At 54.9% G+C, this 13,174-nt stretch carries 9 protein-coding genes; 6 read left to right on the top strand and 3 right to left on the bottom strand.

What is annotated here, in order from left to right; all coding sequences use genetic code 11:
* The first annotated feature begins 2 nt into the window (after nucleotides 1-2).
* The 3 genes from GQF00_RS09040 (at nucleotide 3) to GQF00_RS16680 (ending at nucleotide 3,441) form a co-directional block, all read left to right on the top strand.
* Nucleotides 3-1,190 carry a tellurite resistance TerB family protein gene (locus GQF00_RS09040; RefSeq protein ID WP_161318825.1) on the top strand — a complete coding sequence of 396 codons (1,188 nt, stop codon included), beginning with the start codon at nucleotides 3-5 and terminating at the stop codon, nucleotides 1,188-1,190.
* Complete coding sequence (locus GQF00_RS09035; RefSeq protein ID WP_161318824.1) at nucleotides 1,162-2,250, top strand: M48 family metallopeptidase; 1,089 nt, start codon at nucleotides 1,162-1,164, stop codon at nucleotides 2,248-2,250. Before GQF00_RS09040 ends, GQF00_RS09035 begins: the two co-directional genes overlap by 29 nt.
* 456 nt (nucleotides 2,251-2,706) lie before the next feature.
* On the top strand, nucleotides 2,707-3,441 hold the full coding sequence (locus GQF00_RS16680) for an NERD domain-containing protein (protein WP_161318823.1): 735 nt from the start codon (nucleotides 2,707-2,709) through the stop codon (nucleotides 3,439-3,441).
* Between the two features lie 123 nt (nucleotides 3,442-3,564).
* On the opposite strand, the gene msrB is transcribed toward GQF00_RS16680, so the two are convergent.
* The 3 genes from msrB to GQF00_RS09015 all read right to left on the bottom strand — a co-directional run bounded on the left by msrB (nucleotide 3,565) and on the right by GQF00_RS09015 (nucleotide 8,315).
* Complete coding sequence (gene msrB / locus GQF00_RS09025) at nucleotides 3,565-4,626, bottom strand: peptide-methionine (R)-S-oxide reductase MsrB (RefSeq protein ID WP_161318822.1); 1,062 nt, start codon at nucleotides 4,624-4,626, stop codon at nucleotides 3,565-3,567.
* Between the two features lie 469 nt (nucleotides 4,627-5,095).
* Entirely contained in the window at nucleotides 5,096-7,210 is a 2,115-nt protein-coding gene (locus GQF00_RS09020; RefSeq protein ID WP_161318821.1) for a response regulator, read from the bottom strand.
* 304 nt (nucleotides 7,211-7,514) lie between these two features.
* Nucleotides 7,515-8,315 (bottom strand): SDR family NAD(P)-dependent oxidoreductase, encoded by an 801-nt coding sequence (locus GQF00_RS09015; protein ID WP_161318820.1) that lies wholly within the window; start codon nucleotides 8,313-8,315, stop codon nucleotides 7,515-7,517.
* Nucleotides 8,316-8,422: 107 nt separating this feature from the next.
* On the opposite strand from GQF00_RS09015, the gene GQF00_RS09010 reads away from it, so the two are divergent.
* From GQF00_RS09010 to GQF00_RS09000, 3 genes are all read left to right on the top strand, one after another.
* Nucleotides 8,423-10,522, top strand: a complete 2,100-nt coding sequence (locus GQF00_RS09010) for a M13 family metallopeptidase (protein WP_161318819.1) — start codon at nucleotides 8,423-8,425, stop codon at nucleotides 10,520-10,522.
* Nucleotides 10,523-10,613: 91 nt separating this feature from the next.
* Nucleotides 10,614-11,378, top strand: coding sequence for a CPBP family intramembrane glutamic endopeptidase (locus GQF00_RS09005; protein ID WP_161318818.1), 765 nt, complete (start codon nucleotides 10,614-10,616; stop codon nucleotides 11,376-11,378).
* Nucleotides 11,379-11,626: 248 nt separating this feature from the next.
* Entirely contained in the window at nucleotides 11,627-13,111 is a 1,485-nt protein-coding gene (locus GQF00_RS09000; protein WP_161318817.1) for a carotenoid oxygenase family protein, read from the top strand.
* Nucleotides 13,112-13,174 lie beyond the last annotated feature (63 nt).

Here is a 13,174-nt window from a genome sequence, read left to right as displayed (position 1 = left end):
TCATGGAAGCTATAATTCTCCTGCTACTGTTGATTTTTGGCCCCGCCCTGATAGGTGCAATTTTCAAAAAGGGCTCAGAAGTAGTAAATCCACTACCCCAGCCCCTCAATCTGAGACTAACCGATTCGTATGTCGACAAGGAAAAGAAAGAAGGCTTTTTCAAGATTATTGAGGCAAAGGGCATCTTGCCCCTTACTTATGAGGCCGACATATGTTTCGTGACATCAGTGCTCGATGTCACTAGTGATACTGCAAAGCCTGTTATTTGCTCACTGGATAACTTTCAGGAGCCTGAAAATGTTGTTTATCAGGATATGAGAGAGGTAGGTCACCATGGTCCTGGTGTTGCGATAACAGAGTACATCAATGTCGGTGCTGTGATTCCTGAAATAATGACGCCTCCATATTCCGGAACTAGGCAGCTGGCCATTCTGGTTCGGCTAATGGACAAACGAGTTGCTCAACGAATTCAATATGGTTTTATTGATGAAAACTCTCCCGGCGTTTTTAAAGTAATAAGGTTAAACCTATCCTGGGATTTTGACGAGAAAGGCTACGAAGAAGCGGCAGAGCATAGGGAGAAGGCTGGGGCGCTTACGCTGAAGCTTGGCGTGATGGTAGCGCTGGCGGACGGTAGCTTGGATGAGACGGAGGGCAATAAGCTAAAAGAGTGGATCATTAAAAAAATTGCACCATTTGAAGAGCAGCGAAAGTCTGAGCTTAAGTCGCTATTTAATGAAGCCCTCAAAAGTGGCTTTGAGGACGCAAAATCCGGCACTCTTACCCTTGCGTCAATTGTGAATGAGCTCAACGAAGTAGCTGATAAAAATGCAAAATACGAAGCGGTTGAACTTTGCTTTGATGTCATGGCTGCGGACGGTGTGGCAGATCAGGCTGAAATCAAGACAATAAGGGATATCGCGACGAAGCTTGATCTTGATATGGATAAGATAAACGCTATGAGAGACCAAAGGATCGTTGCTCTTGATGCCAGTGCGACGACCGATTCGAGCGTTGAGTCGATGCTCGGCATAAGCCCAGACTGGGATAATGATCAGGTTAAGAAGCACTTGCGCAAAGAGTTCTCAAAATGGAATAACCGTCTAAATACGTTGAATTCTGGTCCAGAAAGAGATAATGCTCAGCGAATGCTGGATAGTATTGCTGAACTCAGAAGGAAATACGGTTGACCTTATGTCTGGGCACGGTTTCGAAGGTGTACAATCCTATCGCTTTTCCCGCGAGCTCAGAATTCCTGATCTTGTAAGTGGTACAGCGCCACGTACTCTTTTGGACGCTTTCAAGGAGGGATATTACCGGAATGCGCTTTTGATCTCAGAGCATGTCACTCCAGGTGTTGAAGATGTAATTCGACATGTGCTTTCGGTGTTCTCAATATCAAGAGCGAATGTGGAAGCCTTTGTCTTTTCAGATCCAGTAATACAAGCTGCGTGCTTGGGTAGCGGCTCGGACTCCGCTGCTATTTGTGTTTCTTCCGGGGCAGTGGAGTCTCTGGAAGCCGATGAACTTGCTTTTGTGCTGGGCCATGAGGTTGGGCATTTTATCCTGAACCACACTAAGCAGTATTCGGAAGCCATACAGAGAAGTCCTGAGTTCTTTGAGTGTCGTAGATATCAAGAGATATCCGCTGATAGGTATGGACTTGTGGCGGCAGGGTCAGTGGACTCAGCTATGCGTGCCATTATCAAGACTGCCTCAGGGCTGTCATCTCGTCACCTCCAGTTTTCAGTCCAACGATTTGCTCAGCAGTTTTCAAAGTCCACATCACGATATTCAGATGCTACTTACACGACGCACCCTGATATGCCGACTCGTGCAAGGGCTCTTCTCAGGTTTGATCCGATTAAGAATGATCCGGGTCTAGCAAGTAAGCTTCAAGAAGTGGATATAAAGATCGGGAAAGATCTCGATAAAATCTCAAATCACCATTTTATAGCAATCAAGAAAGATCTTCGCTCAAGAGTTATCACTTGGTCTGTTCTGGAGCGGCTTTCCGAGTCCGGACGGGTTACTCCAGGCATGAAAATGGCGTTTAGAGAGGCTGCTGGAGGTCGTAATCTCGACCGTGTGCTTAAACTATTACAATCTGAATCCCCGGAATACATGCTGTCTTTGGCGGGCCCGAAGAAATCTGAGTGCCAAAGCGAAGTTTTAAGCATGCTGCCATTCTCAGCAGCTGATTTTATGGCTGCGGCCGAGAAGGATGTTGACGCCATACTGGATCAGTAATCGAATAATCGCGAGGGATCCGGGGACTCGGGATCCGGGGTCAGGTCTTGCATCGTGCGCCTGAATGCACGAAGCACACTGCGTAACTGCGTAACTGCGTCACGGGGACACGCAGAGCGCCGCTGATGCCTGTTCCCTGATGGCTTGCTGGCGCAGACGGTTATGCTTAGCATGCATTCAAGCTGATCCTTGGCAGTGGTGTGGTTCTTTGGCGAGATAAACACCCTGCTATTGGATCAGCTTTTTTCTTTCTTTCTCAATACCTTATTGCTTAAGTAAGAGCTGCGTGACTATGGGGGTCAGGTCTTGCCCCGTGCGTTAAGAGGCACGATGCAAGACCTGACCCTCGTGTTCCGCTGACCCTCGTGTTCCGGTAATCGGAAGGGCGTCTGAATCTGAGCCGTAACTTTCTGCTTCTATTGGCTGTATGCTTGATGATCACTGGAGAAGAAAGCAGTGTTTGAGCTGATTGTTCTGATCTTAGTTGTAGTTGTCATTTCTATACTCAAATCCCCTGGAGTGAAGGGGGCTTTGGGTGAGATCAAGGTTAGGTCTTCTTTATCCGTAGGATCAATAACTGGTGGTGAGCAGAAGATTTTCCACAATTTGGTGTTGCCTGCTCCAGATGGAACGACACAGATAGATCATGTGGTTCTCTCTACACGTGGTATTTTTGTGATTGAAACCAAGAATATGACTGGTTGGATATTTGGGGGGGTGCGTCAAAAAGAATGGACGCAGGTACTCTACAAGAAAAAATTCAAGTTTAAAAACCCTATTCACCAAAACTACAAGCATGTCAAAGCCCTTGAGAGTTTTCTTGAAGTGGATAAGAGCTACATAGTCTCAGTTGTGGTATTTGCAGGTAAGAGTAAATTTAAAAATCGAATGCCGGATAATGTTATTCCATTATGGAAATTGAGATCATTTATCCGATCTCATGTGGATGGCGTGCTGTCAGATAGTGAAATACAGAAATTCGAAAGTTTGCTTAATACTACAAACTTAAGCTCAAAGGCGAGGACTAAGGAACATATAAAGAACATTCAAGCTAACATGCATAATCCAATCTGTGCCAGGTGTGGCAAAGAAATGGTGCTTAGAACAGCTGCGAAAGGCACCAATAGGGGCGGCAAGTTTTGGGGCTGCTCGGCATATCCAGCGTGTAAAGGAACGAGAGATATAAATTAGGCCGCTAGCGGAGAGGCACGGGGGTCAGACCTCACATTTCACGGTCAGTGAGGGTAAGGCTTCCCATCTCCCATTAAGATTTTCAACGTGCTGGGTTTCGAGTGAAGAAGGGATCCAGGTCCATCACTCAAAGCGTGATAAATACGCGCCGTAACCCTGTTTCTCCATCTCCGCTTTTGGCACAAACCGCATGGCGGCAGAGTTCATGCACCAGCGCTGGCCGGTGGGCTCGGGGCCGTCGTTGAAGACATGGCCCAGGTGAGAGTCCGCATAACGGCTTCGCACTTCCGTGCGGGTGGCCCACAGTTTGTTGTCTTCGTGCAGGGTGACGGCGTCCTTGTCGATGGGGCGGGTAAAGCTGGGCCAGCCGGTGCCGGATGGATATTTGTCGGTGGAGGAGAACAACGGCTCACCGCTGATCACATCCACATAGATGCCTTCCGCCTTGTTGTCGAAGTAGGCGTTCTGGAAGGCCCGTTCGGTGGCGTCTTCCCGGGTCACCTGGTAGACCTCCCTGGGCAGGGATGTTTTCAGTACCTCATCGCTGGGCCGCTGAAACTGGTCCGGGCCCTGCCAGCGCTGGGTGACCTTGTCGGTGAGCCAGGGCCGTTGACTGGGGTTTTCCCAGTGCTCCTCAAGAAACTGGTCACGGCCGGAGCGGTAGCGGTAGTACTTGTACTTCAGGCTGTGGGTTTTGTAGTAATCCTGATGGTAGTCTTCCGCCGGGTAGAAGGCGTTTAGCTCGGTAATCTCGGTGACGATCGGTTTGTCGAAGCGACCGCTTTCCTCCAGCGCGTTACGCGAGGCCAGTGCTGCGGTTTTCTCCGCCTCGGTCTGATAGAAAATCGCGCTGCGGTATTGCTGGCCGCGATCCACAAACTGACCATTGGGGTCTGTGGGGTCCACGTGCTGCCAGAACCAGGTGAGCAGGTTGTCGTAGCTCACCACGGCCGGGTCATAGATGACTTTTACCGTTTCCGTATGGCCGGTGCGGCCATGGGCCACATCCTTGTAACTGGGGTGCTTCTCGTCACCACCGGCAAACCCGCTGATGGCCTCGCTGACGCCTTCCAGCGCTTCGAAATCCGATTCCGTGCACCAGAAACAGCCACCGGCAAAGTAGGCCTCAGCGGCGAGTGCGGGGGCGCTCAGTGTGAGAGCGGCGAGAAAGAATAGTGTGCGCATTGTGTTACCTCCTGAGCATTGGATGCCCAACCATCGGATTTGTTTCAAATCCAGATAATCGGGAACACGAATGAAGTAACCGAGGACGCCCATGAATTGGGGCATGCCTTACGCAGATGGGGTTTGTCCTTGATACAGGTGAGTTCTTTACGTCCGTTATATTGGGTGATGGACAAGAAATGATAAGTTGATGCGTGTCCCTGCTTCGCTGGTGCTTCCGAAATTGATGCCTATTAAAAGGCTGTAGAGGTGTTGAGGGGATATGAGGTCTTGTCTCGTGCCCTTGCGCACGGAACAAGACCTGACTCCGGACCCCGGAACAAGTATTACCGTTAATCAGGGATACAGCTATGCGGAAGCAAGTTGCAGGTAGGGTTGGAAGTGGGAGATTGGGGGCGCGCATAAATGTGCCCCCCGTCTCTGTGCCGGACACTAACTCTTCGTTCCTGGCGGATAACGGTGTGCTCGTTCAGGCTGAGGCTTCAGACAACCAGTACGCGACCGCTTCACACAACCTCTCCAAGCGGACCGGTTTGACCAGTACATCATTCATGCCCGCCGCGAGACAGCGAGACCGGTCAGCGTCGAAGGCGTTGCCGGTGATAGCAAGGATTGGAGGCTTTTTGCCTGCTGGCATGGATCGAATTTCACGGGTAGCGGTAAGGCCATCTACGTTGGGCATCTGCATGTCCATGAGGACAAGGTCGAACGATTCCTGTGTAAACCGTTCAATGGCTTCGCGACCATCATTGACTACGGTCACCTCAAGACCGGCTTGCCCGAGGATCTTGCGCAGGATCATCTGGATTTCCAGCGTATCCTCCGCAACCAGCACCCGCTTCCCCTTATGGGCAGCGCGCAGATTCTTGAGCGCTTCTTCGCGTTTGGTTGATTTGACCACCTTGCTGGCTGTGGCATCCAGCTGCAGGCAAGCGGTGAACCAGAAGGTGCTGCCTTTGCCGGGCTCGCTCTCGGCACCGGCTTCCCCGCCCATAAGCTGAGCGAGAGACTTGTTGATGGCCAATCCGAGGCCAGCCCCGAAGCGGGCGGTGCCAGTGAGATTGGTTGCCTGTTCAAAGGGTGAAAAGAGGCGTCGCAAATCCTCTTCGGGTATTCCGACCCCGGTATCGGAGACTTCGAACCGCAGCATGACATTGTCGGCATCCTGCCAATCGACCCAGGTGCGAATGTGGATTTCTCCGGCATTGGTGAACTTGACGGCATTGCCAGCATAATTGAGCAGAATCTGACGCAGGCGTCCGGCATCACCCAGCATGTTGGTGGGCAGGCTGTCGGACTCGGCGCGTACAACTAATCCCTTTTCACCTGCCTGGGTTTCCACAAGGCGTATTACCTCGGAAAGAATTTCCTTCACGTCCACGTGTTGGTGCTCAAGTTCAAGCTTGTCGGCTTCGATCTTGGACAGGTCGATCAGATCGGCAATGACGCTGAACAGATGCTCGCTGGCGATGTGCTGGGTATCGAGCAGGGTTTGCTGTTCGTTAGTGAGTGGATCAGAACGGAGAAGCTGTTCCACGCTGAGAATAGTTTGCAGGGGCGTTCTGAGTTCATGACTCATTTTGCCGAGAAAGGCACTCTTGGCCACGTTGGCCGCTTCTGCGTCTTCCTTGGCGGCAGACAGTTCGGCGGTGCGCGCCTTCACCTGTGCTTCCAGTTCGCTATAGTAGGCGGCAACCTGAAGTTCGGATTTTTTGCGCTGGTGAGCGTAGTAGGCCAACAGCAGCATGGGGCCCACGCAAAGCAGTAGTGCAGCCACAAAGCCAACCCAGATGACCGCGACAGTATTGTCTTTGGCTTCCCAGCCGCCGATGGGCTGAGCGGCCAGCTGCCAGTTGCCGTGGGCAAGTGTCACTGGCAGCGTGACAGATTTTTCCCGGAACAGATTCGGGTCACCAAAGAATACTTCGCCCTTGCTGCCGGTGCCGTCCTTGCCCCGCAGTGCGACGCTGATAGGTAGCGATGGATCGACGAGGCCGCTTCCCTCAAATAGCCGGTCAGCATCAAGCACCACAGATAGCAGTCCCCAGAAATGTGACGACCCTTTCTGGCCAATAAAGACAGGAATGCGCGCCACCAGACCGCGCCCGCCCTGGACCAGATTGAGGGGACCGGCCAGTACCATTTCGCCGGTGTCTCTGGCGCGCAGAGCGGCATCGCGTTGTTGGGGCAGCTTTCTATAGTCGAGCCCAATGGCCTCTTCGTTTCCCTCCACCGGATACATATAACGGATGACCATGTCGGGGGCCGCGCCAATATTGCGTAGAAGAGAGCGGCCCTGGAATAGCGGGTGGGCGGCCCGTTCGAACTCGGCCTGGGTCAGGTCTGGATTGGCGGAGATGACGGACACCAGTCCGTAGGTGAGCTGGATACTTTCGTTGAGCAAGCCTTCGAGGCGTGCCTGAACAATGGACAGACGCTCGTGAACGTGGGTCTCGGCATTGATCTGGTGCGCAAGCAGGGTCTGCCGCTCGACAAAATAAGCCGCTGCTGCCAGCGCCAAAGCAGTGACCGTTGCGCTAAACAGAAACCACTGCACCCCCTGAAGCCTGTTCTGCAATCTCAAGAGTCCCTCCAATGAGATAGGCGAGCAATCCTTTTACGTGTCTATCGGTGTCTTGCTTGCGTTTCCCTCACCAGATGCCAACAGGGAATGGCTTATGGCCCGGCGATATTAACGCTACTTCGCCTGTGCCGGGCTATTGCAGTAACAAGAGGAGCAAAGTTCTGCTCATCAATTCAGTGTGTTATGCCTGAGTGGGCAATCAGGGCCACGCTTTATATTGGCTTATATTGTGATCGATGCAAAGCGGCGCTCGTTTCAGCGGGAAACGGGTGATTCGCCAACCCTTTCATTATTACTCATCGCCTTACACATACCTGACCGCCCCTCCATCCACCCGAATATTCTGCCCATTGATAAACCCGGCTTTCGGGCTAGCCAGAAAAACCACCAGATCTGCCACTTCCTCACGCGTCGCAAGCCTGCCGGCCGGGTTGGGGAAGTCATGCTCCACAATGCGCTTTTCCAGAGACGCCCAGTCCGTTGGCCAGCCTTTTTTCTCTGCCCGGCGCAGATAGGCCTGCTCTATTTCAGCGGTCTTGATCAGGCCCGGGGAAACCGTGTTGACGGTAATGCCGGTATGGCTCAATGCTTTGGCGAGACTGACGGCGGCATTGGCGAGCGCACCCTTGGCGGCATAGTAATGCGGCATGATGGCGTTGGGCTGGTGATCGCCCATGGTGCTGAGGTTGATGATGCGGCCCCATTGTTGGTCCTTCATGTGCGGGGTGCAGTGCTGGATCAGTCGCACGGCGGTGAGCAGGTTCACGTTGCTGGCCTCGATCCATTGCTCGGTGGTGAGGGTGTCCCATTTGCCCATCATGGCGGTGCCATAATTGTTCACCAGGATATCGATACCGAGACCATGCTGTGCCAGCTGATCCATGACCTGCTGCGCGCCGTCATCGGTGAGAATGTTGCCGACCACCGGGATGATGTTCAGGTTCGGATCGGTGATGGCGGCCATGGCCGCATCGGCTTGCTCCGGGGTGAAGGCATGCAGGGCCACCGTGGCGCCTTCTTTTGCCAGAGTGGTGGCGATGACGTTACCGGTGCCGCGATGGGCACCGCTGACCAGGGCGGTTTTGTTGTTGAGTTGCAGATCCATGTTCGGCGTCTCTGAGGGTCGGGGTTGGGCTGCGCCCTGTTAAATCCCTTTCGAATATGCAAATCAAAGGGAAGCATGGCAAGCTTATGGCTCACAGGGAGAGGGGCATGACGGCATACCGGTACAACAGCATAAAAAAGTTTGGAACGACATTACTGGCCCTGGCGGTCTTGTCACTGAGTGGTTGTGACAAGCAGGAGGGCGAGGAGTCTGGCACCACGTCCACTGTGCCGCTGACAGCCCAGCAAGCTGCGCTGGGCGACTGGGGCGTAGAAACACAATATCTGTCCACCACGGTGAAGCCCGGCGATGACTTCTTTGCCTATGTGAATGAAGGCTGGCTGAACACGGCCGACTTCCCGCCGGGGGTGCCGCGGATTGATTCCTTTATCGAACTGAGCCTGAAAGCGGAAGCGGATATCCGCGAGATCATCGCCGATGCCACGGCGAATCCGCAGAGCCACAACCAGGCAATGATCGCGGCCCTGTATGCCAGTTATATGGACGTGGACAAACTGGATGCCTTGGGCATTCAGCCGATCGAAACAAAGTTGGCAGCGATTTTTGCTGCCGACAATCACCAGGCGCTGACTGGGTTAATGCAGCAGCCAGGCTATACCGGGCTGGTGGACCTGGGTGTCAATATCGATACCCGTGACCCGTCCCGCTACATTCTGATACTGCATCAGGGCGGATTGGGGCTGCCATCCCGAGAGTATTACCTGATGGAAGAGGCGCCTTATCCTGATCACCGTGCGGCCTATGCCGCCTACATGGCCGACTTGTTCACCCTGGCCGGGCGGGATGATCTGGTGAGCCAGGCCCCGGCCATTCTCGAGCTGGAGACGACGCTGGCCAAGGCCCACTGGAGCAACGCCGACACCCGTGATCCGGTGCGTATGGCTCACTACATGACCCTCTCGGCGCTGGCCGATTATGCTCCCGGTCTGGATTGGCTGGGCATGCTGAACAGCATGGGGGCGGGCCTCTCAAGCGATACCACCATCGTTGCCAATACCGACACCGCCCTGAAAGAAACCGCCGTGTTGTTCGAACAGACACCGGTTGCCGTGTTGCAGGCCTACATGGCATTCCACCTGCTGGATGGCGCTGCGGAAATGATGGGGCGCGAGTGGCAGGATCGTCACTTTGCCTTCCATGGTGCTCGCCTTCAGGGGCTGAAGGCGCAACGTTCCCGGGACGAGAATGCCATCACCTTGCTCAATGGCGTGTTGGGCGAGGTGGTTGGCCAGGAGTATGTGGCTCGCCATTTTCCGCCGGAATATCGCCAGACCCTGATGACCTATATCGGTTATCTCAGAGAGGCGTTCGGTGAACGTATCGAGAGCCTGGGCTGGATGGATGAGGCCACCCGCAGTGAGGCGCTGAAGAAGCTGTCCATGCTCAATGCAGAAATCGGTTATCCGTCCCGCTGGCACGATTACAGCGCGCTGGATCTGAAAGCGGATGATCTGCTGGGGAACATCGAACAGGTGCAACGCTGGGCAATGCATGACGCCCTCGCCAAGCTGGACGAGCCCGTGCGTGACTGGGAATGGGGAAATAACCCGCAGGAGATCAATGCCTACTACAGCCCGGCAGAAAACAAAATTGTGTTCCTGGCGGCGATCCTGCAACCGCCGTTCTTTGATCCGGCCGCAGACTTCGCCGTGAACTTCGGCGCCATTCTTGGCGTGATCGGCCACGAAACCAGCCACGGCTTTGATGATCAGGGCAGCCAGTATGATGGCACTGGCCGCCTGCGCGACTGGTGGACCGAGGCATCACGCAAGGAATTCACACAACGGGCCGACCGGCTGGCCGCCCAATATGACCGCTACGAACCGCTGCCCGGGGCGCATGTGAACGGCAGGCTGACGCTGGGCGAAAACATCGCCGACCTGGGTGGCGTGTCGGTGGCCTACCATGCCGTGCAGAAATACATCAGCGATCACTATCCGGACGGTGCGCCGGAGATCGATGGTTTCACCGCCGAGCAGCGTTTCTTCCTGGCCTGGGCACAGATGTGGCGCGGCAAGCGTACCGATGATTATGCCCGTGAACTGTTGCTGCGAGACCCGCACAGCCCCAGCCGCTACCGCGCCAATGGCACGGTGAGAAACATGGATGCCTGGTATGACGCCTTTGAGGTAGGGCCGGAGGCGGCGCTGTATCTGCCAAAGGAAGAACGGATTACCACGTGGTAAGCGCGACGATGGCTGAACGCTGGCAGCTCGACGATACCCGTGCCAAACACGCATGTGTGCGGGAACGAATCACCGTCATGGATAACAGGCAATGAGTGAACAAGGCCGCATAGACTGGCTGGAAAGGCCGAATGACGATTTCCCGTTTTATGACGGCCAGCCGGTGACCCTGTCTGGCGGGCAATGGCTGGTGGTGCTGGCGGCCGTGGCGCTGGGCTTTGCCTGCCTCACCGTCAATGTGCCGGTGTTGACCAGCGATGCTGGCGTGCTGATTCGCGCCCTGTTGTTTCCGGTGCTGCCCCTGCTGGCCCTGCGTCTGGTAGCGGGCCGTCACTGGCGCTGTCTGTTTCGCCGGGTGCGCGGGGCCGATGTGGGCTGGATGCTGGGCTTTGCGATCCTGAATCTGGTGATCACGGTGGCGCTGGGTGCGCTGGTGATGACGGTGTTTGGTGCCGAGGTCAACGCCGCCGTACATGGTCTGGCAGACATGGATGCCAGCGGCCGGAAATGGTTTTTCCTGCACACCCTTCCGCAGTTGTTTGGTGAGGAAGTATTGACCGTGCTGCCTTTCCTCGCCGTGCTGCATCTGGCCCATGATCGCCTTGGCCTGTCCCGTATCAAGGCGGTGATCATGGCGTGGCTGTTGTCTTCCCTGCTGTTTGGTCTGGTTCACCTGCCGTCCTACAACTGGAACCTGCTGCAGTGTCTGGTGGTCATCGGCAGCGCCCGCCTGGTGTTGTCGCTGGCGTACATAAAAACCAAAAACCTGTGGGTCTCCACCGGCGCGCACATCATCAACGACTGGGTGATTTTCGGGGTCGTGCTGATCGGTGCGGCGGCTCAACCTGTGGCCTGAATATGCAATGGCAGAGCGCGTACCGCTTCATGGACCTGAAGGTGGGTGAGGGGTAAAGGCGCAAGCGGTGATTTTGGGCGTGCTGACAGCGTAACTTCCTGAGGGGCGATTGCTGCGTCCAGCTGGCCACTTTAGCCATGCCTGCACAGCATGAAACAGCAAACAGTTAGCTGTTTAACCCTCCTTGCACACCATCCCGTCAAGGCTTAGAAAGGAAGCTCTGACAAGAACAATGCAGGGGTTATCCCATGGCGGCAGAAGAGAGTACGCTGCGGACGTCTCCCGGTGAGCCGGTGACGCATCACGGTGGTTTTGACGCGCTGAATGAGGAGCTGGATTACGTTGTTCCTCTCAACGCAGTGAAGGGCACTATCCCGGATGCCGTTAGCGGAACCTTTTTCCGGATTGGTCCGGGGCGTAACAAGATCGGTGGTCAGGAGTTTGGTCACTGGTTTGATGGCGACGGCATGCTGCACGCTGTGTCGTTCAGGGGTGACGGGGTGGTATACCGCAATCGTTATGTGCGCACGCCCAAGTATCTGGCGGAAACCAAAGCCAACAAAATCGTCAAACGCAGCTTTGGCCACAACGCCCCCGGTGGCATCCGCAAGAACATCGGCCGCCTGCCGGCCAACTGTGCCAACACCAACCTGATCTATCACGGCGGCAAGCTGCTGGCGTTGTGGGAAGGCGGTCGCCCGTGGCAGCTCGACCCGGCCACCCTGGAGACTATTGGCGAGTACGACTACGAGGGCAAGCTGGGCAAGTTCAATGCCTTCAGTGCCCATGGCAAGGTCAATCCGCGCACCGGTGTCTGCTACAACTTCGGTATTCGCCCGTCGTTCAATCCAAAGGGCATGCTCACTGGCAAGGGCGCCATTGATCTCTACAAGATCGCCCCGTCCGGGCAACTGGTGGAGAAGGGTTTTTTTGAGGTGGATTTCCTCAGCTTCTGCCACGACTTCGCGCTTACCGAAAACTACATGATCTTCTTCCAGTCCCCCATTGCCATGACGTCACCGGTCCCCTGGCTGGCGGGACTGATTCCGTTCGATCAGGCCATTGCCTGGCGCCCGGAGCTGGGCATGAAAATCTATGTGGTGCGCACAGCAGATTTTCAGGTGGAAAAGGTGTTCACCGTTGACGATCCCTTTGTGGCGATTCACTTCTCCAATGCCTGGGAAACCGACGACGGAAAGATCGAAGTGGATCTGACCCGCTACGAGGATTTTTCGGTGAATGAGCAGTTGCGCAATGTGCTCCACAGCAATGGCGATACCGCTGCCGGGCGATTCATGCGTTACCGCCTGGATCTCCACAGTGGCACGATGGAGGCCAACGAATACAAGGAGGCCCTGGGCGGCGAGTTTCCCCAGTGGGATCAACGCTACACTACCCAGCCCACCTCGGTGATGTATGCCGCCTGCATGATGAGTGGCAATTCTACTTTCTTCGATGGCGTGGAACGGATTGATCTGCAAACCGGCAAGGTGAAAGCGCACGCACTGGGTGAAGGCCGTTATACCTCTGAAGCCATGCATGTGCCGCCCCGTGAGCAAGATGAAAATCAGGAAGGCTGGCTGGTGAGCATGGTCTATGATGCCCGCGACCACAGCAGCGAAGTGGTGATCTTCGATGCCCGCAATCTGGAAGAAGTGGCCGTGGTGCCGCTGAAGAACCATGTGCCGTTTGGTTTTCATTGTGGTTACAGCCCGGAGTCGTTTGTGGGCTAGGCGGGTGATGGCAGAGGCCTGCCGCGAGAATAGACAAGGGTTGTGGGAGCTTGCCTGCACGCG

This window comes from Alcanivorax sp. DP30 (assembly GCF_009882945.1).
GTDB lineage: Bacteria > Pseudomonadota > Gammaproteobacteria > Pseudomonadales > Alcanivoracaceae > Alcanivorax.
Note: the sequence above shows the minus strand (reverse complement) of the source record. Positions and strands in the feature narration are given on the sequence as shown.